The 20756-nt window shown below is 38.7% G+C and carries 19 protein-coding genes and 3 pseudogenes; 9 read left to right on the forward strand and 13 right to left on the reverse strand.

What is annotated here, in order from left to right:
• From ACNAV8_RS02115 to gpU, 3 genes are read right to left on the reverse strand one after another with little or no spacing between them, the layout of a single operon-like run.
• Complete coding sequence (locus ACNAV8_RS02115) at window positions 1–561, reverse strand: HK97 family phage prohead protease (protein WP_415777120.1); 561 nt, start codon at window positions 559–561, stop codon at window positions 1–3.
• A gap of 45 nt (window positions 562–606) precedes the next feature.
• A complete protein-coding gene (locus ACNAV8_RS02120; RefSeq protein ID WP_103855057.1) occupies window positions 607–1794 on the reverse strand; it encodes a phage major capsid protein in 1188 nt (395 codons plus the stop codon).
• 11 nt (window positions 1795–1805) lie between these two features.
• Window positions 1806–2201 carry a phage tail terminator protein gene (gene gpU, locus ACNAV8_RS02125; RefSeq protein WP_415777121.1) on the reverse strand — a complete coding sequence of 132 codons (396 nt, stop codon included), beginning with the start codon at window positions 2199–2201 and terminating at the stop codon, window positions 1806–1808.
• Between the two features lie 687 nt (window positions 2202–2888).
• On the opposite strand from gpU, the gene ACNAV8_RS02130 reads away from it, so the two are divergent.
• Window positions 2889–3533, forward strand: a complete 645-nt coding sequence (locus ACNAV8_RS02130) for an integrase arm-type DNA-binding domain-containing protein (RefSeq protein ID WP_415777122.1) — start codon at window positions 2889–2891, stop codon at window positions 3531–3533.
• 482 nt (window positions 3534–4015) lie between these two features.
• A complete protein-coding gene (locus ACNAV8_RS02135) occupies window positions 4016–4513 on the forward strand; it encodes a YbhB/YbcL family Raf kinase inhibitor-like protein (RefSeq protein WP_415777123.1) in 498 nt (165 codons plus the stop codon).
• 996 nt (window positions 4514–5509) lie between these two features.
• On the opposite strand, the gene hrpA is transcribed toward ACNAV8_RS02135, so the two are convergent.
• From hrpA to dnaK, 6 genes are all read right to left on the reverse strand, one after another.
• On the reverse strand, window positions 5510–9418 hold the full coding sequence (gene hrpA / locus ACNAV8_RS02140; protein ID WP_415777124.1) for an ATP-dependent RNA helicase HrpA: 3909 nt from the start codon (window positions 9416–9418) through the stop codon (window positions 5510–5512).
• A 724-nt stretch (window positions 9419–10142) separates the two neighbouring features.
• On the reverse strand, window positions 10143–10496 hold the full coding sequence (gene rplT, locus ACNAV8_RS02145) for a 50S ribosomal protein L20 (protein ID WP_005546410.1): 354 nt from the start codon (window positions 10494–10496) through the stop codon (window positions 10143–10145).
• Between the two features lie 65 nt (window positions 10497–10561).
• Window positions 10562–10759, reverse strand: coding sequence for a 50S ribosomal protein L35 (rpmI, locus tag ACNAV8_RS02150; protein WP_005596065.1), 198 nt, complete (start codon window positions 10757–10759; stop codon window positions 10562–10564).
• Between the two features lie 225 nt (window positions 10760–10984).
• Entirely contained in the window at window positions 10985–11530 is a 546-nt protein-coding gene (gene infC, locus ACNAV8_RS02155; RefSeq protein ID WP_462934450.1) for a translation initiation factor IF-3, read from the reverse strand.
• A gap of 259 nt (window positions 11531–11789) precedes the next feature.
• Complete coding sequence (dnaJ, locus tag ACNAV8_RS02160) at window positions 11790–12935, reverse strand: molecular chaperone DnaJ (RefSeq protein ID WP_415777125.1); 1146 nt, start codon at window positions 12933–12935, stop codon at window positions 11790–11792.
• A gap of 68 nt (window positions 12936–13003) precedes the next feature.
• Complete coding sequence (gene dnaK / locus ACNAV8_RS02165) at window positions 13004–14902, reverse strand: molecular chaperone DnaK (RefSeq protein WP_035688348.1); 1899 nt, start codon at window positions 14900–14902, stop codon at window positions 13004–13006.
• Between the two features lie 558 nt (window positions 14903–15460).
• Here dnaK and ACNAV8_RS02170 point away from each other — a divergent pair.
• The 5 genes from ACNAV8_RS02170 to ACNAV8_RS02190 all read left to right on the forward strand — a co-directional run bounded on the left by ACNAV8_RS02170 (window position 15461) and on the right by ACNAV8_RS02190 (window position 18301).
• The gene (locus tag ACNAV8_RS02170; RefSeq protein WP_245872610.1) at window positions 15461–15751 is read left to right on the forward strand and encodes a type I restriction-modification system subunit M N-terminal domain-containing protein; all 291 of its coding nucleotides are present in this window, start codon (window positions 15461–15463) and stop codon (window positions 15749–15751) included.
• Window positions 15652–15918 carry a hypothetical protein gene (locus ACNAV8_RS02175; protein ID WP_245872609.1) on the forward strand — a complete coding sequence of 89 codons (267 nt, stop codon included), beginning with the start codon at window positions 15652–15654 and terminating at the stop codon, window positions 15916–15918. Before ACNAV8_RS02170 ends, ACNAV8_RS02175 begins: the two co-directional genes overlap by 100 nt.
• A gap of 887 nt (window positions 15919–16805) precedes the next feature.
• On the forward strand, window positions 16806–17033 hold the full coding sequence (locus tag ACNAV8_RS02180; RefSeq protein WP_415777126.1) for a hypothetical protein: 228 nt from the start codon (window positions 16806–16808) through the stop codon (window positions 17031–17033).
• 43 nt (window positions 17034–17076) lie between these two features.
• On the forward strand, window positions 17077–17367 hold the full coding sequence (locus tag ACNAV8_RS02185) for a helix-turn-helix domain-containing protein (protein ID WP_415777127.1): 291 nt from the start codon (window positions 17077–17079) through the stop codon (window positions 17365–17367).
• Between the two features lie 22 nt (window positions 17368–17389).
• Window positions 17390–18301, forward strand: a complete 912-nt coding sequence (locus tag ACNAV8_RS02190; protein ID WP_415777128.1) for a reverse transcriptase family protein — start codon at window positions 17390–17392, stop codon at window positions 18299–18301.
• Between the two features lie 84 nt (window positions 18302–18385).
• Here ACNAV8_RS02190 and ACNAV8_RS02195 read toward each other — a convergent pair.
• The 4 genes and pseudogenes from ACNAV8_RS02195 to ACNAV8_RS02210 all read right to left on the reverse strand — a co-directional run.
• Window positions 18386–18593, reverse strand: a pseudogene (locus tag ACNAV8_RS02195) (hypothetical protein); the annotation flags it as partial.
• Between the two features lie 17 nt (window positions 18594–18610).
• Window positions 18611–19090 carry a hypothetical protein gene (locus ACNAV8_RS02200; RefSeq protein WP_415777129.1) on the reverse strand — a complete coding sequence of 160 codons (480 nt, stop codon included), beginning with the start codon at window positions 19088–19090 and terminating at the stop codon, window positions 18611–18613.
• 137 nt (window positions 19091–19227) lie between these two features.
• Window positions 19228–19521: a hypothetical protein gene (locus ACNAV8_RS02205; RefSeq protein ID WP_415777130.1), complete on the reverse strand. Its 294-nt coding sequence runs from the start codon at window positions 19519–19521 to the stop codon at window positions 19228–19230.
• A gap of 67 nt (window positions 19522–19588) precedes the next feature.
• Window positions 19589–19969: pseudogene (locus ACNAV8_RS02210) on the reverse strand (hypothetical protein); the annotation flags it as partial.
• 17 nt (window positions 19970–19986) lie between these two features.
• Between ACNAV8_RS02210 and ACNAV8_RS02215 the strand changes: the two are divergent.
• Window positions 19987–20430: pseudogene (locus ACNAV8_RS02215) on the forward strand (type I restriction enzyme endonuclease domain-containing protein); the annotation flags it as partial.
• A 187-nt stretch (window positions 20431–20617) separates the two neighbouring features.
• The coding region (locus tag ACNAV8_RS02220) for a transposase (RefSeq protein WP_415777134.1) at window positions 20618–20756 on the forward strand (139 nt) is incomplete at its 3' end.

The raw sequence follows: 20756 nt of genomic DNA on the forward strand, positions 1-20756 counted from the left end.
TTATAACCCCGCTAAATCAGCCCAATAAGATAAAAGTGCGGTGGTTTTTTGCTGCATTTTTGCTTTGGCTTGCGCCATTGAACGGTTGGCAATCTGCACATTGCTTTCAGGATAAGCGGGAATGCTGGTTACAGTGATTTCCACCAATTCCGCACTATTGACCGTTCTCAAGCACGGCGTGGCTTCAAAATCCCACGCTTCCGCCTTGGCATAAAAGCCAAAAGACATTCCTGAAATATCGCCACGTTCTACACTGACTAATAAATCACGCCCTAACGTGGTGTCTGGCGGAGTAAGCTCAAAGCGCAATCCAACGGCATCTTCTTCCAATTTCAATGTGCCGGCACTGGTTCGCCCAAGTAGCTTAGTGTGATCGTGTTCAAATAACGCCCGCACATCTTGGCCACTGGCTAAACTCGCTGCAAAAGCATTCGGTGCAAACTGTTCAACAAAATCCCCCCAGATCAATTCACTTGGGCTATTCCATTGCACCACATAGCCAACCAGCTTTTTATCTTGTGCTTGAATATCAGATGAACGGATTTCAAAATCTTTATTCATAATCTACCTACTGACAAAAAAGGGGCTGAAAGCCCCTCTGATTGGTTATGCTGTTGTTTCAATAAACTTGATGGCGTTACTATCCACCACGCCACCGCCCAAATATTTGTCCGTGTGAACTTTATAAAAGCCCGGCTCGGTGATATTGTCTGGACGAGTACGCACGCCGGTTTCGTGATCCACAATGTAATAACCACGTTTAAAATCACCAAAAGCAAGCACCGCTTTACCCGCGCCACCGGTTGGCATTGTTTCCAAATAATAAACTGGGCGACCTAATAACGTGCTTGGCGCATCAACCGTTAAACCATCACGCCAAATAAAATCACCGTTTTTATTTTTCAATTTCTGCAATGTGGCCGCAATGCTTGAACTCATCACCCAAACCGCATTTTTACGGTATTTGCTATGCAAGGTGTAGAATAAATCGATCAGCGTGTCAGCCGTGATTTTGTCCGCACTGGTAACTTCTAATTTTTGCAATTCGCCAAAAGTGCGGGCTTTATCATTCGCAGTAGAACGCGTATAAGCTAATAGCCCTTTTGCTTTCTTGTCGCCATCGCCAGAAGTTAAATCAACTTCTTCCGTTTCGGTGAAGCTCTCGCTAATTTCTTCAGTCAGCCAGCCCAACACATCAATAGAAGAAAAATCTAAAATCTCTTGGGTTGTTTTTGGATAAGCATAGATTGGATTTAGTGCAATGGTAACTTCATTTAATTTCGGGGTGTTAGTACCTGTGCGAGCTTGACCTTCTTCACCGTGGTTCACCATAGCACCGCCAGCAGAAACCAATTTCTTATATTCTTTCGCACCAACAGGCAAACGCACCACATTAGCAATCTGACGCATTACGCTATCATCTGTTAAGCGTTTCATCACTTCTTTGTCTAATTGTGGGATCACGGAATAGCCGCCATCATCATTTGCCGTAGTGGAAAGATTAGAACGCAACTCACCCGTTTTAATGTAATGACGTAATTCATCATTGGTAAATTGGGCTTTATTGCGGGTTTCTACTGGCTCACCTTTTTGACTACGTTCTTCATCTGCCACCGCTTCATAGCGGGCGATTTCATCAGACATCTGTTTAACTAACTCTTTCAGCTTATCAAACTGACCGCTTTCTTCCTCGTTTAATGAACGATTTTCTTTTTCTGCTTTTTCCAACAAAGCGCGCATTTCTGCCGCGTGTTGTGCTTTTTGTTGGCGAAGTTCTAATAACTTTTTAAACATAATTTAAACCCTTATTGTTGATATTGAATTTCATAATGCAAATTAGCTGAGATCCAAGCTGCTTGAGCTTCATCATAGCTATAACTAAATTTTGCTAATCTGAAGGTATCTAATACAGGAATTTCAGCATCAGCTAGCATATTAGTAACAAGTTCAGCAACTTCATCTAAGGCTTCTTCTGTCATATAGAACGGCAAATAAATCCCAACCGTTAAAACGCCGTCGCCTTGATTTCCGCACATTGTCATTTCTTCTAGCATCACTTCATCAATAAAAACCGCAATCGCCGGCAATTCTTTTTCAACATCCGCAAAAACTGGACGCCCATTAATAAAGCGCTCAATCCCTTCGATCTTTCCTTGAAGATTAGCTAAAACCTGTTTTCTGATTTCACTATGAATATTCATTTTTTGCCTCAAATTTCTTCTTAATTAAGAAGGCTACAATTAGCCCATATCACAAGATAAACAGATATTTAGGAAAGTAAATAGCTTATTTTTTAGGCGATTAGATACGGTAAGTTATGAAAAGTTAATAAAGTTTAAACGATTACTTTTTAACCAAAGAAAGGAAAGAAAAATAGGATTTTTAAAGGGTGAACACGGGTGAATACCGGTGAACACTAGTATTCACCCTAAAAATAGAATATAAGATATTAATATATAAGTATTTTTTCTTTAAAATTTTAAAAGGTGAACACGGTGAACACAGTTATAAAAAAATATATTTGATTTAATAAAAAGTAAGAATAGAATAGCAAGCTAGCAGGAAATGAATTTAGATGAACTTCATTTTTAGTAACTACGATAGTAACTATAATAAATAAACCAATTATCATCATATTGATTTATAATAAAATTTTTATTTAGATCAGGTCTCGCCCAGGCACCAAAACACTTAACTAAGCCTTTCGTAACCACTCGAAAGGCTTTTTTAATGCCTGTAATTCCAAGGGTTTATCGCATTTCACCTATCGCAACTAATCGTAGCTAATTGAGTTAAGGCGCGGATTTTAGTAACAAGTTTAGTAACAAGATGCTACACTTTAAAATATTTCCCAAAAAATCTTGTTACTACAACTACGAGGAATGCTTATGCCACGCATCACGAAGCCACTCACCAACACAGAAATAGATAAGGCTAAAATCAAAAATAAAGAGTATAACTTAACCGACGGTAACGGGCTTATTTTAAGAGTTAAGCCTACTGGCGCTAAGGCTTGGCTATTTAATTATTATCATCCAGTTACGAAAAAGAGAACTACTTTTACGATTGGAGTTTACCCAAGCATTACCCTAGCCCAGGCTCGCGCTAAGCGTGAAGAATTTCGTGCGTTACTTGCTCAAGGTATCGATCCGCAAGAGAAAGCCAAGGAAGAAGAACAGGCTATCAATGAGCAGATAGAAAATTGCTTTCTGTCCGTAGCTGAAAAGTGGAAAGAGAAAAAAGCATTAGAAATTGAGCCTATCACCTTGAAGAAGAATTGGCGACGCTTGGAAACTTATGTTTTCCCTTTGCTCGGACATTTGCCCGTTGCTGAAATGCTGCCTAATGTGGTGATTAAATCCCTTGAACCGTTAAGCCAGCAAGGCAAAAGCGACACACTAAAACGCACTATTCGCTTGATAAACGAGATTTTAAATTATGCTGTGAATTATGGCTTACTGCCTTTTAATCCTTGCGCTAACGTTAATGCAGTATCTAATTTTTTACCACTTCGCCCGCACTACCAATCGTAACGGTTGATTAAAACCCCACAATAATATTAGTTTGGTTTTCTTCATTGCTTCAGTAAAAAGACTAGAAACAATCAAATCACACTATATACTGATGGAAAAAGGGATCTTTTCCGTTCACCATAAACCTAACCGTCAACAATAGCAGAAATAACACATAATTTTGAATTTTCGTGAAACTTGCATCGGAAGAAAGCAAGGTAAGCAATAAAGCAAAAATAATAGAAAAAAGAAAGCAAAAAAGTTTTTTATTATTCAAGGTTTGCATTCCTTGCCAAAGTTGTCTAATTCCCATATAAAACCTCAAACTGTTTGATTACTGCTTGTTTAATATAAAAAACTTGCTTAGAATTTACTGTGATCCCATTCAAATAAATGACTTCTTTGATTTATTTTTTCCGATAAATTATTAATGAAAGGTTAAAACTATTTTACTTTTTATTTCTAATTTCTTGCTATCAACTATTTTCATTAAGGAGAACAGGATGAAAGTAACCAGCCAAGCCATTGAACAAGGCGTTTTTTTGGATAAATATGGAAAACGCGGCACGCAATTTAGCTCAAACGGAATGCCAACTTACTCTATTCCTTTTGAAATTGAAGATGCACCAGAAGGCACAAAATCTTTCGCAGTGGTGTTAGAAGATAAAGACGCCATTACCGCCAGCGGTTTTGTGTGGATACATTGGCTCATTGCCAATTTAGAACGCACCTCCGTACAAGAAAATGAAAGCCAAAGTGCGACAGATTATGTGCAAGGCGCAAACAGTTGGGCGAGTGTATTAGGCAAATTCGACATCGCTGAAGCCTCATTCTACGGAGGAATGGCCCCACCAAATTGCCGTCACCGCTATGAATTAATCGTTTACGCCTTAGACACCAAACTCGATCTTAAAGCAGGTTTTAGATTTAATGACTTACACTTCGCAATGCAAAATCATATCCTTGCGCAAGCGAGCGTAATGGGCACTTATGATGTTTAAGGTTAAGTTATAAAAAATAATAAGTGCGGTGTAATTTTCTGAGGTTTTTAATATCTGAAAAATTTCCACCGCACTTTATCTTAAATTTTCTATATTAAATTTCGTTTTTCTTTGGAATTAATAACGGATTTCGCCGTTGGCGACCTACTTTCTTTTGCGTTCCCCGAATGGAAGCAAGTAAAGTTTTTATGTCGCCGTTAAATCACTTTTTTCTTTGTGATTAATAACCAGTTTCGCTCGTTGAGCGACCTACTTTCTTTTGCTTGCTCAAAAGAAAGTAGGCAAAGAAAAAAGCCCCCGACTAAATTGCTGATCTTCATTTTTAACAAATTTTCTTAACGAAAAGTAAGCCCATACTCGCTTCGCTGCGTTCAGGCGTTACTTTTCTAAAAATTTGTTAAAAATGAAGGCAATTTACACGGGAGATGGTGCGTTTTCATAGATTGCCCCCATCAATCCCCCTCTTTAGTAAAGAGGGGTTAGGGGAGATTTGTTCTGGAAGACACTTCACCACTACGAGCCGTAGGCGGTTAGATAACACAGCCACGCTGTGGCTGAAATAAGGGAGTTTTCTTTGTATTTTCTAAAAATCCCAAAATTCCCACCGCACTTTAAAATTCTCCCTAATAGAATTTCCCCGTCCAAACCGCCCGAATGGAGATAAAATTTTTTTCACGGAAAATCACGCCAAGCGAGAGCAAAGCGAACATCAGGCTGATTTTTCGTGAAAAAAATTTTATTGAAATGAGGAAAACGCGAGTTCGTCAAATTTCTCACTTACAGACAAGGCATTTTGGCGAAGACAGTACGCCAGTACGGCAAGACAAAATAACACAATCTGAAAGTAAGAGAAATTTGACGATGATCGGGGCTCTTTTCTTTGCTTACTCTCTTTTGGGTAAGCAAAAGAAAGGAAGTCGCCAACGGCGAAACCCGTTAGCTACACCAAGAAAAAAGCAATAAATAAAGTGCGGTGACTTTTCAATAATTGTGCTGCTACCCTACCTCATTAATCACATTCAAAATTCGTTTATCCGAAATAGGATATTTCGTTCCGAGTTGTTGGGCGAATAGGCTGACGCGTAGTTCTTCGATCATATAAGGGATCTCTGCCACTTCTGCGGGGATTGGCTTGGATTTTGGCAATTTTAATAATAACTGCTGATACGCCTTTTCGACATTTTCTACCCGCAACATTGCAGCACGATCACGGTTGGGATCTTGCAGTAATTTGTCAATGCGTTTATCAATGGCTTGCAAATAACGTAATAAATCAGGCAAGCGTTGATAACCCGTTTTCTGCACAAAATTTGGGTAAATAAGATGATTAATTTGCGCTTTAATATCCGAAAGAGCAAAGGCTAAGGTGAAATCCATTTTGCCTTTTAAGCGTTTGTTGATTTCAAACACGAGCGTCAAAATCTCTTCCACTTGTTTGGCAATATCCACCGTAGTTTCGTTTAAATTGGCTCGAATATAGTCTTTTAGGCGTTCAAAATCCTGTTCATTCCACACAAAACCGCCAAAATCTTGCACTAATTTATCCACGGCACAGGCGATACAATCGTCTATCAATTCCAGCACTTTGCCAAAGGGCGTGAAATACAGCCCTAATTTTGATTTGTTGGGCAGTTTTTCGTGCAAATACTTTATCGGTGATGGCACGTTAAGCAATAATAAACGGCGTAGTCCCTGTTCCATTGCGACAGCTTGCTCAAATTCTGTTTCAAATAATTTGATCCCAACAGAATCTTTTTCGTCCACAATGGCAGGATAGGCTTTGATGGTAAAGCCTTGTTTTTTCTGCTCATAATATTGCGGTAATTGGTCGAAATTCCATAAATGAATCCCTGTTTGCTCAATGCCTTCGTCTGCCACCGCTGACAAGGTTTCCTGCACTTGCGCTTTCAGACTCACTTTGAGTTCATCTAAATTTTTGCTCTCGGCAATTTTCTTACCTTTTTCATTAACCACACGGAATGTCATTGTTAAGTGCGGTGGAATTTGTGCGAGATTCCATTCATCAGGGGCTACATAAACACCTGTGATTTTGCGTAATTCCGCAGACAGCGTTTCTAGCAAAGGTTTGTCCACATCATTCACGCGCCCAAGAAAGGCTTCCGCATAATTCGGTGCTGGCACAAAATGGCGGCGTAATGTTTTTGGTAAAGATTTAATCAGGGCGATAATCAATTCTTTGCGTAAGCCCGGAATTTGCCAGTCAAAACCCTGCATTTCCACTTGGTTAAGCAGTGGCAAAGGAATATGCACGGTTACGCCATCGGCTTCCATACCCGGTTCAAATTGATAGCTAAGCTTTAATTTTAAATTGCCTTGATGCCAGAAATTAGGGAAATCTAGCTCGCTGACATTGGCGTTGTCATTGGTGAGAAAGGCTTTTTCAAAATTCAGCAATTCAGGATCTTTTTGCCGCGCTTTTTTCCACCAAGTATCAAAATGCTTTTGCGACACCACTTCTGTGCCAATGCGTTGATCATAAAATTCAAATAAACGGCGTTCGTCCACCAAAATATCTCGGCGGCGCGTTTTATGCTCTAACTCTTCCACTTCGCGAATCAGGCGTTGATTTTGCAAGAAGAAGGTGTGTTTCGTGTGCCAATTTCCTTCCACCAAGGCAGATTGAATGAAAATTTCACGGCTCACCGCTGGATCAATTTTTCCATAGTTCACCGGGCGACTTGCCACAATCGGTACGCCATAAAGGGTAACTTTTTCATTAGCGATAACCGCCCCTTTGGATTTTGACCAACGTGGCTCGGCATAAGATTTTTTCACTAAATGCTGTGCCAATGGCTCGATCCATTCGGGATCGATCTCTGCCACCATTCGTCCCCATAATTTAGAGGTTTCCACTAATTCTGCTGCCATACACCATTTTGGCTGCTTCTTGAATAGCACGGAATTCGGAAAAATCGCAAAATGGGCATTTCTTGCGCCTAAATATTGCTGTTTTTCCGCTTCTTTCATACCAATATGAGAAAGCAAACCTGATAAAAGTGCGGTGTGAATTTGCGGATATTCTGCTATTTGCGAATTAATCGGCAAGCCCATCTCGCGCACAGTTAAACGAATTTGATGATAAATATCCTGCCATTCGCGTACGCGGATATAACTCAAATAATCTTTCTGACACAAACGGCGGAACTGATTTTTGCTCAAGGCTTTTTGCTGTTCTTGCAGATAATTCCACAAGTTTAAGAATGCGAGAAAATCTGATTTTTTATCCGCAAAACGGCGATGTTTTTCATCTGCCGCTTGTTGTTTTTCTTGTGGACGCTCTCTAGGATCTTGAATTGAAAGTGCCGACACAATGATCATCACTTCGTGCAACGCATTGCTGTTTACGGCACTCAGCAACATTTTACCCAAGCGGGGATCAACAGGTAGCTGAGCAAGCTGGCGTCCAATTTGCGTGAGCTGACGTTTTTCGCCGTGCTTGGTTTTCACAATTTGGAAAGCTTGCAATTCTTCCAATAACTTAATGCCGTCTTGAATATGGCGTTTGTCAGGAGCATCAACGAAAGGAAATGCACTAATATCATCTAACCCAAGGGCGGTCATTTGTAAGATAACCGAGGCAAGATTGGTACGCAAAATTTCAGGATCGGTAAATTCTGGGCGCTGATTAAAATCCTCTTCCGAATAAAGGCGGATACAAATCCCTTCGGATACCCGTCCACAACGCCCTTTGCGTTGATTTGCCGAAGCTTGTGAAATCGGCTCAATAGGCAGACGTTGCACTTTGGTGCGGTAGCTATAACGGGAAATGCGCGCCGTGCCGGGGTCGATCACATATTTAATGCCCGGTACAGTTAATGAAGTTTCTGCCACGTTGGTAGCAAGCACAATGCGATTTAAGCCACTTGGGTGAAAAATTTTATTTTGCTCTTGCGCCGATAAGCGAGCAAAGAGCGGTAAAATTTCAGTGTGTTTTAAGTGCTGTTTTTCCAAGGCTTCTGCGGTGTCACGAATTTCACGCTCACCATTTAGGAAAATCAAAATGTCGCCCCGCCCCTCCGCCTGCAATTCATCAACGGCATTGAGAATGGACTGAATTTGATCTTGTTCTTCCGTTTCCGCCACAGGGCGATAACGCACTTCCACAGGATAGGTTCGCCCCGAAACTTCAATAATTGGCGCATTATTAAAATGACGCGAAAAACGCTCTACATCAATGGTTGCCGAGGTAATAATCACTTTTAAATCTGGGCGTTTTGGCAACAGCTGTTTTAAATAACCAAGAATAAAATCGTTATTCAGGCTGCGTTCGTGAGCTTCATCAATGATCAAGGTATCGTATTGATTTAAAAAAGGATCGCTTTGAATTTCAGCGAGCAAAATACCATCTGTCATCAGCTTAATTTGGGTATCATCACTGATTTTATCGTTAAAACGTACCTTATAACCCACCAGAGTTCCTAGCTCACAATGTAGCTCTTCGGCAATGCGTGTTGCCACAGAGCGTGCGGCAATGCGGCGCGGTTGAGTGTGTCCAATCAAGCCTTTTTTTCCACGCCCTAATGCAAGGCACATTTTCGGCAACTGAGTGGTTTTTCCTGACCCCGTTTCCCCTGCAATAATCACCACTTGATTTTGCTCAATGGCTTTGAGAATTTCATCTTTGCGCTGGCTTACCGGCAAGTTTTCAGGAAATTCAATTTTTTCCACCGCACTTTCTCGTTGCTGTAAACGTGCTTGCGCCTGTTGAATTTGTAGTTGAATTTCTGCTGCGACTTTTTCTTGAGTTTGCGGATTTTTGGTTTGATGCAGCCCTTTAATTCGCCCTTGCAGACGGCGATAATCCACGTTCATCATCTCCGTTAATTGAGCAAATAAGGCTTTTTGTAATGGGCTAAATGGTTGTTTGTGTTTTGTATTTTTCATTGGTTTTATATATAGGATCACGTCCGTTTTCATCAGGCGTGAAATGATAAATTGTATGAATGATTTTCAAGGTTTTCTGTTTATCTATTTGTGGGCAAGTTTACTAAAAACAATCAAAAAATAAATAAAATTTGCACCGAGCTTTGTTTTTAATTTTGTGCGGACGGACACATAGGTCCGTCCCTACGAGATCTTTTTAAATCGCTAAAATTCCATCACACTTTGTTTTTCGTTTTATACGGACGGACACATAGGTCCGTCCCTACAGGCTCTTTTAAATAGCCAAAATTCCGCCGTACTTTGCTTTTGGTTTTATACGGACGGACACATAGGTCCGTCCCTACAGGTTCTTTTTAAAGAGCCAAAATTCCACCGCTCTTTTTTTATTTTATTAACTTTTACCGAGCTCTATTTATTCCCAGTGAAAAGTTACTCTCTTTTGTAGAGAAGGGGTAGGTGAGATTTACCATTATTTCCTCGTAGGGGCGAACCTATGTGTTCGCCCGTGTTCATTTTCCCATCAGTTGTTTAGAAAATATTGTTTCGGGCAGACACATAGGTCTGCCCCTACAGAGCAAAGAGCGGTGGGAAAATTCATCATTTTTTCACCGCTCTTTAAGCGAATAAAAAACCTTGATAAATTATTCTTATGCGTATTTGGATAAAATCGGTTTATAAGAAAAAGGACGCTATAGAGCGTCCTTTCACAATCAGTCTTTAAAAATTAAAGCGCAGATTTTGCTTTTTCAACCAATGCTGCAAATGCAACTTTGTCGAATACTGCAATATCAGCAAGGATCTTACGATCGATTTCAACAGATGCTTTTTTCAAGCCGTTGATAAATTTGCTGTAAGATAAGCCATTTTGACGGGCTGCAGCGTTGATACGCGCAATCCATAATTGACGGAATTGACGTTTACGCTGACGACGGTCGCGATAAGCATATTGACCTGCTTTAATTACAGCTTGGAACGCAACGCGATAAACGCGTGAACGCGCACCATAATAACCTTTAGCTGCCTTAAGAATTTTCTTATGGCGAGCTCTTGCAATAACACCACGTTTTACACGAGCCATTATTTAATCTCCTATACAATATTATTAACTAAAATTCACTTGACGTACGCTTTACTTGTTTACGCTTATGCGTATGGCAAGCAGGCTACAACTAAAACTTGGTCTGCTTTCGCAACCATTGATTTATGACGTAGATGACGTTTACGTTTAGTGGTTTTCTTAGTCAAAATATGACGTAAGTGAGATTGTTTACGTTTGAAACCGCCAGAAGCTGTTTTTTTGAAACGCTTCGCAGCACCACGTACTGTTTTAATTTTAGGCATTGTTTAAATAACTCCGCATTGTTTAAGTTAGGTTGGATAATTAGGCGAATTTATCAATTTAATAATAAATTACTTGTAAAGCACTAATTATTTCTATTTGTTAGCCAAAGGCTATCATACACAAGGAAATCAGGTTGCGTAGTTTACCTGATTATCACTTTGTTTTTCTGCAAAGAAAAACGGATGAATTCTATAAGATCCATCCGTTTTACGCAAGAAATAAAATTATTTTTTCTTCGGTGCAATCACCATTACAGCTTGGCGACCTTCTAATTTACCCGGTGCTGACTCAATCATTGCGATTTCTGAGGTATCTTGTTTAACACGCTCTAACACATTTAAACCAATATCTTGGTGAGCCATTTCGCGTCCACGGAAACGCACGGTAATTTTTACTTTATCGCCATCCTCCAAGAAACGTAAGATGCTACGCAATTTAACTTGGTAATCACCCTCATCTGTTCCCGGACGGAATTTAATTTCTTTAACTTGAACAACTTTTTGCTTTTTCTTCTGCTCTTTTGCTGCTTTGCCTTTTTCATAAAGAAACTTACCGTAATTCATAATACGGCAAACTGGTGGCTCAGCATTTGGGCTGATTTCCACGAGATCGAGATTTACTTCTTCCGCTTTATTTAAAGCCTCTTGCAGACTGACAATTCCTGCTTGCTCACCATCTTGGTTAATCAAGCGAACTTCCTTCGCCCGAATTTCTTCGTTAATGCGATTTGGGCGATTTGTTGTTGGTGCTTTTTTTACGGTTTTAATAATCTTATTCCTCTATATGATTAAAACAATTTTCTGCAACGCAGAAGAACGAAATTTCACTTGCTTTATCTAAAGCAAAAACGGGCGAATTTTATAGCATTTATAGTTATTATGCAATAGCTTATTTCAAGCACGACCGTGATAGCCATCACAAAAAACGTAAAAAAACGACCGCACTTATAAAATGCGATCGTTTTAATTTAAAGGCTGGTTTAGTTCAAATAATCCTGTTTTAATTCACTATTTCAGCGAATTTAACAAGCTATTTGCCTAAATTATCAAAGAATTTTTTCACACCGTCAAAGAAACTTGAAGATTTCGGGCGGTGTTTTTTCTTACCGCTTTCAAGGCTTTCTTCAAATTTTCTTAATAACTCTTTCTGTTCAGCGTTGAGTTTCACTGGGGTTTCCACAATCACTTTGCAGATGAGATCCCCAGTATAACCTGTTCTCACAGACTTAATGCCTTTACCGCGTAAACGTAAGGATTTGCCTGTTTGGGTTTCTGCTGGGATTTTCACTTTTAAGCGACCATCAAGGGTTGGCACTTCAATTTCACCACCAAGCGCTGCCATTGTGAAACTAATTGGCACTTCGCAGTAAAGATTATTGCCATCGCGCTCAAAAATATGGTGCGGTTTAACGTGAATCACCACATATAAATCCCCCGCTTGCGCTCCAAACTCCCCTGCTGCACCTTCACCAGCTAAGCGTAATTGGTTGCCGGTATCCACGCCTGCTGGAATGGTAACGGAAAGATTTTTCTTCTTGTAAACGCGTCCTTCACCGTGGCATTTTTTACACGGATTTTCAATTTTTTTACCTGTGCCGTGACAAGTTGGACACACATCTTCAGTTACAAAGAAACCACGCTGATGACGTACTCGTCCCGCACCGTGACAGGTTGGACAGGTTTCCACTTTAGAATCTTTTTCGGCCCCAGTGCCGTGGCAATGATCACATTCTGCCAAGGTATCAAACTGAATTTCTTTTTTCGTTCCACGAACCGCTTCTTCTAGGGTAATTTCGATGTCGTAGCGTAAATCTTCACCGCGCACAACACGCTGTTGGCGTGAGCGACCACCACCGAAAATATCGCCGAACATATCACCAAAAATATCGCCAAAATCAGCACCGCTGAAGCCACCAAAACCGCCGCCAGCACCGCCACCAAATCCACCTTGTTCAAAGGCTTGGTGTCCATATTGATCGTAAGTAGCACGTTTTTCTTTATCACCTAGAATTTCATAGGCTTCTTGCACTTCTTTGAATTTCTCGGCAGCTTCTTTATCCCCTTGATTGCGATCGGGGTGTAATTTCATTGCAAGGCGTTTGTAGGCTTTTTTAATCGCTTTTTCATCTGCACCACGTTCAACGCCAAGCACTTCATAATAATCTCGTTTTGCCATTTTTATCCTATTTTTTATACGCTAAAAGGGCATATTGCTATGCCCTTTGGATTATTGTTGAATGTGAATTATTTATTGTCTTTCACTTCTTCAAACTCAGCATCTACCACATCATCACCGTTGTTTTGTTGTGGTTGTTCACCGCTTTGAGCTTGTTGTGCTGTGGCTTGCATTAATTTTTGTGATGCTTCCACTAATGCTTTGGTTTTCGCTTCAATTTCAGCTTTGTCTTCACCTTTCGCTGCTGTTTCAAGTTCGCTCACGGCTTTTTCAATTTGGGCTTTATCATCAGCAGATAATTGATCGCCAACTTCGCCTAATTGTTTGCGTGTGCTGTGAACAAGATGATCAGCTTGGTTACGCGCTTGAACTAATTCTTCAAATTTACGGTCAGCTTCTGCATTGGCTTCTGCATCACGCACCATTTGTTGGATTTCATCTTCGCTTAAACCAGATGACGCTTTAATGGTAATTTGTTGTTCTTTACCTGTACCTTTATCTTTCGCTGAAACGTGGATAATACCGTCCGCGTCAATATCAAAAGTTACTTCAATTTGTGGCATACCACGTGGTGCTGGGTTAATGCCTTCTAGGTTAAATTGACCTAGTGATTTGTTTGCAGACGCTTGTTTACGCTCACCTTGTAACACGTGAATGGTTACTGCACTTTGGTTATCTTCGGCGGTTGAGAACACTTGTGATTTCTTCGTTGGAATCGTTGTGTTTTTCTCAATTAAGGTAGTCATCACGCCACCCATTGTTTCGATACCTAATGAAAGCGGTGTTACGTCTAATAACAATACGTCTTTCACATCACCAGCTAATACACCACCTTGAATTGCTGCACCGATTGCAACAGCTTCATCAGGGTTCACATCTTTACGAGGCTCTTTGCCAAAGAACTCAGCCACTTTTTGTTGTACTAATGGCATACGAGTTTGACCACCTACTAAGATCACATCATCAATGTCTGATACGCTTAAACCTGCATCTTTCAATGCCACTTTCACAGGCTCTAATGAGCGTGCTACTAAATCTTCTACTAAGGCTTCTAATTTCGCACGAGTTAATTTAATGTTTAAGTGTTTTGGCCCTGTTGCATCTGCAGTGATGTAAGGTAAGTTCACATCAGTTTGTTGTGCTGAAGAAAGTTCGATTTTCGCTTTCTCTGCTGCTTCTTTCAAACGTTGCATTGCAAGTGGGTCGTTGCGTAAATCAACACCTTGCTCTTTTTTGAACTCGTCAACTAAGTAGTTAATTACACGGTTATCAAAGTCTTCACCACCTAAGTGAGTATCACCATTGGTTGCTAACACTTCAAAGGTTTTTTCGCCATCTACTTCGTCAATTTCGATGATAGATAAGTCAAATGTACCACCACCTAAGTCATATACTGCGATAGTGTGATTGCCTTTACCTTTGTCCAATCCATAAGCAAGCGCTGCTGCTGTTGGTTCGTTAATAATACGTTTAACATCTAAACCTGCAATGCGGCCAGCATCTTTGGTTGCTTGACGTTGTGCATCGTTGAAGTAAGCTGGTACAGTAATTACCGCTTCAGTTACTGGCTCACCTAAGAAATCTTCTGCTGTTTTCTTCATTTTTTTCAACACTTCAGCAGAAATTTGCGGTGGTGCCATTTTTTCATCTTTCACTTCAACCCACGCATCGCCGTTGTCTGCTTTCACAATGCTAAATGGCATAATGTTCACATCGCGTTGTACTTCTTGATCTTCAAAACGGCGACCGATTAAACGTTTGATTGCAAATAATGTATTTTTTGGATTTGTTACTGCTTGACGTTTCGCAGGCTGACCGACTAAGGTTTCGCCATCATTTGTATAAGCAATAATTGACGGAGTTGTACGATCCCCTTCCGCATTCTCAATAACACGCGGTTTGTCGCCGTCCATTACAGCCACACAAGAGTTTGTTGTACCTAAGTCAATACCAATAATTTTTCCCATAATATGTTTTCTCCTAATAAAATTCGATTAATTCGTTTACGATTGATTAAATTGGGCTAGCTTTAAAAATTTCAAGTGCAATATTGCAAATTTTTTTGCATTTTTTCACACAGGAATAACATTCAAAGTGCGGTGGAAAATTTCCACATTTTTCAGCCCAACTCACTGATGGAAGTAAAATGTTGGCTGAAAGAGAAATTTCAAGGGCAACCAAACAAATTTTTTGCTTTCTGCTTCATTTTTAACCTACACCAATATAGAAGCCTTAAATATCAAAGAGATAGAGAAGAAAAATAAAAGTGCCAACGCATTTTTCCGTAAAATAGACACCGAAAACACGCACGCCTGACTAAACTTTAGGCAAAAAAGATAATTTAAAATACAAGGGGTTTTGTTATAATTCGGCGGTCTTTAAGTATCGAAACCAACCAAAGAGGTAAAAAAGAGGTAATCCAATGACAGCACAGCTGTGCACAGCAAGATTCTAGTACCAGCCTCGCGCAACAGCAAGCGTTTTTAAAAGAATTAGATGCCCGTCTTTGGACTGCGGCAGATCAACTGCGTAACCAACTTTCCGCTTCCGACTATAAACACATCGTTCTTGGCTTAATTTTCTTAAAATATATTTCTGATAGTTTTACTGCCCATCGCAAAAGCTTCTCACCGAACTACAAGATCCACAAAGCCCACTTTATATTGATCCGAAAGAGTATTCCCCTGAAGAATATCAAGCCGTCCTTGATGAAGAAATGGAAGATAAAGATAACTATGCGGCAGAAAACATCTTCTGGGTGCCGCCGCAAGCTCGTTGGGAAGACGGCGAACGCTACGATCGCACGTTGCCATTGACTCAAGTGGATAGGCTAATGCCTCATCACAACCATATCCTCCCTGAGAAGATTGTGTCAACGCCGAACAAAATGCAACAACGTGTAGAACAAGACGAAACCTTGTTTTACGATATTTATTTCAAAGAGGTAAAAAATCCGCTCCGAGTAAACGACTGGGTTGGCTGACGACAATCACCAACTAGAAAGTAAAAGGCATTGCGGCATATGGACCTGGTAATTTCCCATTCTCTGAAGGAGAAGTGTCGCCAACGCTCACCAGCCCATTCGGCGATGTCGCCCCAATGAAAGTGCCAGCCGAACAGTTGGCCAAATTACAGATAGTGATTTACTTTGGCGATTTCATCTCCGACAAGACATCTGACAAACCGGACGAAGAGCAGTGATATATCCGTATGAGACTGGCGAAACAATGGATGAACATGGTCAATAAACCACGGTAGTAATGCCAAAGTCATTCGCCTACCTAAAATCGTTATCAAAGGTAACATCTACTTCTTGATATCTGGACAAAATCTCTGATTTAATGGCGGATCGGATTGCTTGAAAGAGAATGTACTAGATACATAAAGGGACAGCACTTTTGAATGTCGTTTAGATTTTCTTTCAGACGGCATTTTTATTTCAAATGTGGTTAGTTTCAATGAATTTTAGAACAGGAAATATAACTTCAACTTATAAACGCAAAACTATTTTTTAACTGTGAGTCAAGAAAACAATTGACCTTGTCAATCTATGATGATACTATTCATTTCGACAGGAGGTTCCCTCCTGATGTTACTTCTAAAATTTTAACCTGAAGTTGAACTATGACAGTGGCTCTATGAGTCGGTTATTTATAACCATATTGCCAGCAGATGCTAAGTAGCTAAATTAGCTAAGCTCCAAGTATTAATCTTGATTAAAAACTGATACAGCTTAAAACAACTGGTGCGGATAACTTCGTTATCCGAAGATAATGAGTAACCTGTGTTATCCATCTCATTTCTATTCAGTTCAACATTGTTTTGACAACTGGTGCAATGTCGCACTGTTAGAAAACCAAAGGTTAAAATATGAACAAAAAATCATTACTTTTAGAAGAATCCATTAAAGTTTTAAGACAACTACAGATGGAACAACATGATGTGATGGATGACAGCCAACGACAAAAGCTTAATTCTGTAATTCAAGAATTAGAAAAAGCACAATTAAGATCAAGTGATCAAATCTTAGATTTGATTAGCAAAGCACTAGATATTTTACCGTGGCTTGCTAAGCTTTTTTTATATTTTACAGAATAATATGTCGTTAGCAACAGGTTATTCTTTTTTCTTTTAGGTAAGTATGATGAATATTGGAAAAGCAATAACATTATGTCGTAATCAAAAAGGCATAACTAAAACTCAGCTCGCGAAGGCTTCTAATCTTTCTATTTCATATTTAACTTTATTAGAGCAAGGAAAACGTGAACCAAATTTATCTGCTATAAATGCAATTTGTAAAGCATTGCAGATCCCACCAAGTATTTTGATTTTCTTAGCTTCAGATTCTACAGAACAGAAAGGGATTTCTTTAGAATTAGCGGAAAAATTATCTCATCTAGCATTATCTTTGATGGAGCCAAAATCTGAATAAGCCAATATATCCTTATAAACCTGTGAGTAGTTTATTAACTCTCTCCAAGCTTTTAGGAATAGAATTATCTGAATTAGAAAATATCAGGAAAAATGCAGATAATATGTTTTTTATTTCAAAAGTAAAAAACAAAGAAGATGGAAGTAAAAGATATACTTTTGATGTAGAACCTCCACTAAAAAAAATACATAAAAAAATAAAAATAATTTTCCTTGAAAAAGTTATCTATCCGTATTATTTACAAGGTTCCTTAAAAGGAAAAGATTATATTAAAGATGCTGAAACCCATCTAAATAGTCAAAATATCATTACTGAAGATGTAAAAAACTTCTTTCCTAGCATTAGGAAAGGTGTTGTTCTTTCAGTATGGAAGAGTGTTTTTAATTTCCCGAAAGATATTTCTGAATTCTTGGCCGATTTAATTACTTATAAAGGTTATCTAGTTCAAGGTGCGATACCAAGTAGTTATATCTGCAATTTAGTTTTATTCAAAGCAGAAAGTGAGTTAGTGCAAAAATTAGAAACTCAAGGTTTTATATATACCCGTTATATTGATGATATTTCTGTGTCTGCTAAACGACCTTTTTCATCTGCTGAAAAAACAGCTATTATTGCAGAGATTCATAGTATGCTTAAATTGATAGGAGTAAAACTAAATCGCAAAAAACATAAGATTATGCCCAAAAATAACAGACAAGAGATACATGGTATAAATGTAAATGGAAAATCTGCAACTTTATCTAAAAAAGATCGAAATAATATAAAAGCTGCAGTTCATCAATGCGAAAAAGAGTATGTACAAGGAGCTAAAAGTGCAACATACGAAAAACTATATAAAAGTACATTAGGCAGAGTTAATAATTTAGCAAGAATTCATCCTAGAATTGGAAAATTATTAAAAGATAAGCTACAAAAAGTTCGTCCACTTACCTAAATTGTTTATATCGCAAAACTTTATCATTTTCTCACCGTTTGCGAGCAATAAAAAAACGGTCTTCCTCTATCCCAGACGGTTTATTTAGTCGACTTGTTTGGCCATATACATAACAAGGCGACTTAAGATTTCTTTTTGTTTTGGATCGGATTCGGTGCCCAGTAAAGTGAGTGCATAAGCCCTGTATCGTTGATGATGAGAATGCTGTTATCATTGAGCAGTCTGCCGTTGGGTGGGGAAAATCTACAAACAAAAATGCACCATTGCGTTTATTGCCGTCTGAAAATGGGTTTCAGACGACTCTTTGATTTATAGCCCCATTTTGGAATATGGAACATAAATTCTTCCTTCTCTTGAAGCTATTTGTTTTTTTCGATTTATCAAGTCAATGAAAGAAATTCTTTCTTCTAAAACAGCCATTAGATCGGAACCGTCCATAAGAATCATCACTTTATCCGAAGATTGGGAAGCATTTATACCATCTTCAGAAAAACCATCAATAGATAGAAATAAGCCTAACGTATTTTCTAACTTAGATTTTACTTTTTCTTTAAAAATTGCTAAATCTGAATTGTTTATAGGAGATTTAACCCATTTAGCTTCAAAAAGAAATTCAGTACCATCCAAAGTAAAAGCCCCATCAATTTGCTGCCCTACAACGTTAAATGATGCTTTAGGATCTAAATCATTTAAGACAAAAAGTCGGTTCATCAGATTTTCTAACTTAAATCCCCGTTGCTGATTATCCTGACTTGTAGCTAAAGAATAAAATTCTTGTTTTAAGCTCAATAATTCTTCTTGATAATTTTTAAATATTTGACGTTTCTCTTCAGCAACTTTTTTCCATTCTTTTCTCAGTTCTTCAGCTTGTTGTGCATCTTGATAAGGTACTATAAATTGCTTTAAATGATTTACAGAATTTTTGTCTAAACGTATTTTTCTACTGAATTATCAATGTATGCTAAGTGTTCAAAGTTGTTAAATTGGCAAATATCTTGTGCTAATTTTAATAAGATTTCCGTATATTGTTTTTGAGCCAATTTATCAATAATAGTTGAAATAATTTCCCTTTTTGTAAGAGCCCAATCAATATTATGAATTTGAATATTTGTAGGTAAACTGTTTAACAAAAATGATTTAAGATCCCTTTTATACCAATAAATATTGGTAAGAGCATATTTCAAAGCTACCAAGGCAGCTGGTGTTAATTGTTTATTCATACATTGTAACCTTTGGCTTCACTTTATATTGATATATATAATATCAAACTCATCAAAAAATTTGATACTACTTATTGAATTTTATGGCTTTACTATGAGCCCATACAACAAAATATCCATCTATCCAATCCCCCCTTAAACTCAAACATTTTACCTCGTCAAACTTATTTTCCTCAAATTCGTACATCATTACTACAAGCTGCCTTGGATTTTCAGCAGATTGCCAAATTACCGTTTCAGTGTTTTTTCTTCATTAATGGTCAGCTTGGCTTGTACATAAAGGGGCCACCGTTTTTTCTACAATGAAATCGATTTCTAGGCTGTTTAAACTACCGATTTTGGCATTGTAACCTACGATTTGTAGATGATTGAAAATCGTATTTTTAAGCAGTTTGCCACGATCTTGCAGACAGTAGCCGATTGAGGCATTGCGTAAATCCAAATCTTCAACATTATCTTGTAGGCAACAATATTGCAGTGCAAAAAACCTTTGAAGAAAAACTCAAAGAAGCACTGAATCAATATAACGCGCATAATTTAACCGTAATCAAGGTGATCAAAGAATTATTAAAACTGGCGCAAGAATTGCAAGAACAGCTTGCCAAAGGGGAAGAACTAGGCCTTAGCACGGCGGAACTGGCGTTTTATGATGCCTTAAGTCAAAACCAAAGTGCGGTGGAAATTTTGGGCGATGGAGTGTTGCTGAATCTCGCCAAAGAAATCACCGATAAATTGAAAAAATCCGTTACCATTGATTGGCAGTATAAGGAAAATGTACGAGCAGAAATGCGAAGACAGCTAAAAAGAACGCTTAGAAAATATGGATACCCACCAGAAAACAAAGATGAAGCCATTGAGTTTATGCTCAAACAAGCCGAAGTGGTGGCAGACGAGTTGAGTAAAGCGTAGCATTGAGGCAGAAAAAAGGGCTAAATTTAAGATTTAGCCCTTTTTATTATAGCTAGACAAAGTCTAGCTATAAAAACCATACGCTATGCGTATGGAATCAAAGAGCTTAAGCGGTGAACAGAATAAAAAAGTCCTCCTATAATGAATAAGGCAGACAACCAAAATTCAGAATATAGGAGGATAAGTCATGGCAAGTAAATCCAATGACGATTCAAGTCTATCACATACAAGATGGAACTGTAAGTATCATATTGTCTTTATTCCGAAGTATAGAAGAAAGGCAATTTATGGAAAATTACGAGTAGATATAGGCGGTATTTTAAGGC

This window comes from Avibacterium endocarditidis, assembly GCF_965138825.1.
Classification (GTDB): Bacteria; Pseudomonadota; Gammaproteobacteria; order Enterobacterales; family Pasteurellaceae; genus Avibacterium; species Avibacterium endocarditidis.

Excerpts from the sequence above, each read along its gene's own strand:
- ACNAV8_RS02115 (WP_415777120.1), bottom strand. The coding sequence starts at position 561 with ATGAATAAAGATTTTGAAATCCGTTCATCTGATATTCAAGCACAAGAT.
- ACNAV8_RS02120 (WP_103855057.1), bottom strand. The coding sequence starts at position 1,794 with ATGTTTAAAAAGTTATTAGAACTTCGCCAACAAAAAGCACAACACGCG.
- gpU (WP_415777121.1), bottom strand. The coding sequence starts at position 2,201 with ATGAATATTCATAGTGAAATCAGAAAACAGGTTTTAGCTAATCTTCAA.
- ACNAV8_RS02130 (WP_415777122.1), top strand. The coding sequence starts at position 2,889 with ATGCCACGCATCACGAAGCCACTCACCAACACAGAAATAGATAAGGCT.
- ACNAV8_RS02135 (WP_415777123.1), top strand. The coding sequence starts at position 4,016 with ATGAAAGTAACCAGCCAAGCCATTGAACAAGGCGTTTTTTTGGATAAA.
- hrpA (WP_415777124.1), bottom strand. The coding sequence starts at position 9,418 with ATGAAAAATACAAAACACAAACAACCATTTAGCCCATTACAAAAAGCC.
- rplT (WP_005546410.1), bottom strand. The coding sequence starts at position 10,496 with ATGGCTCGTGTAAAACGTGGTGTTATTGCAAGAGCTCGCCATAAGAAA.
- rpmI (WP_005596065.1), bottom strand. The coding sequence starts at position 10,759 with ATGCCTAAAATTAAAACAGTACGTGGTGCTGCGAAGCGTTTCAAAAAA.
- dnaJ (WP_415777125.1), bottom strand. The coding sequence starts at position 12,935 with ATGGCAAAACGAGATTATTATGAAGTGCTTGGCGTTGAACGTGGTGCA.
- dnaK (WP_035688348.1), bottom strand. The coding sequence starts at position 14,902 with ATGGGAAAAATTATTGGTATTGACTTAGGTACAACAAACTCTTGTGTG.
- ACNAV8_RS02175 (WP_245872609.1), top strand. The coding sequence starts at position 15,652 with ATGGAAGATAAAGATAACTATGCGGCAGAAAACATCTTCTGGGTGCCG.
- ACNAV8_RS02180 (WP_415777126.1), top strand. The coding sequence starts at position 16,806 with ATGAACAAAAAATCATTACTTTTAGAAGAATCCATTAAAGTTTTAAGA.
- ACNAV8_RS02185 (WP_415777127.1), top strand. The coding sequence starts at position 17,077 with ATGATGAATATTGGAAAAGCAATAACATTATGTCGTAATCAAAAAGGC.
- ACNAV8_RS02205 (WP_415777130.1), bottom strand. The coding sequence starts at position 19,521 with ATGAATAAACAATTAACACCAGCTGCCTTGGTAGCTTTGAAATATGCT.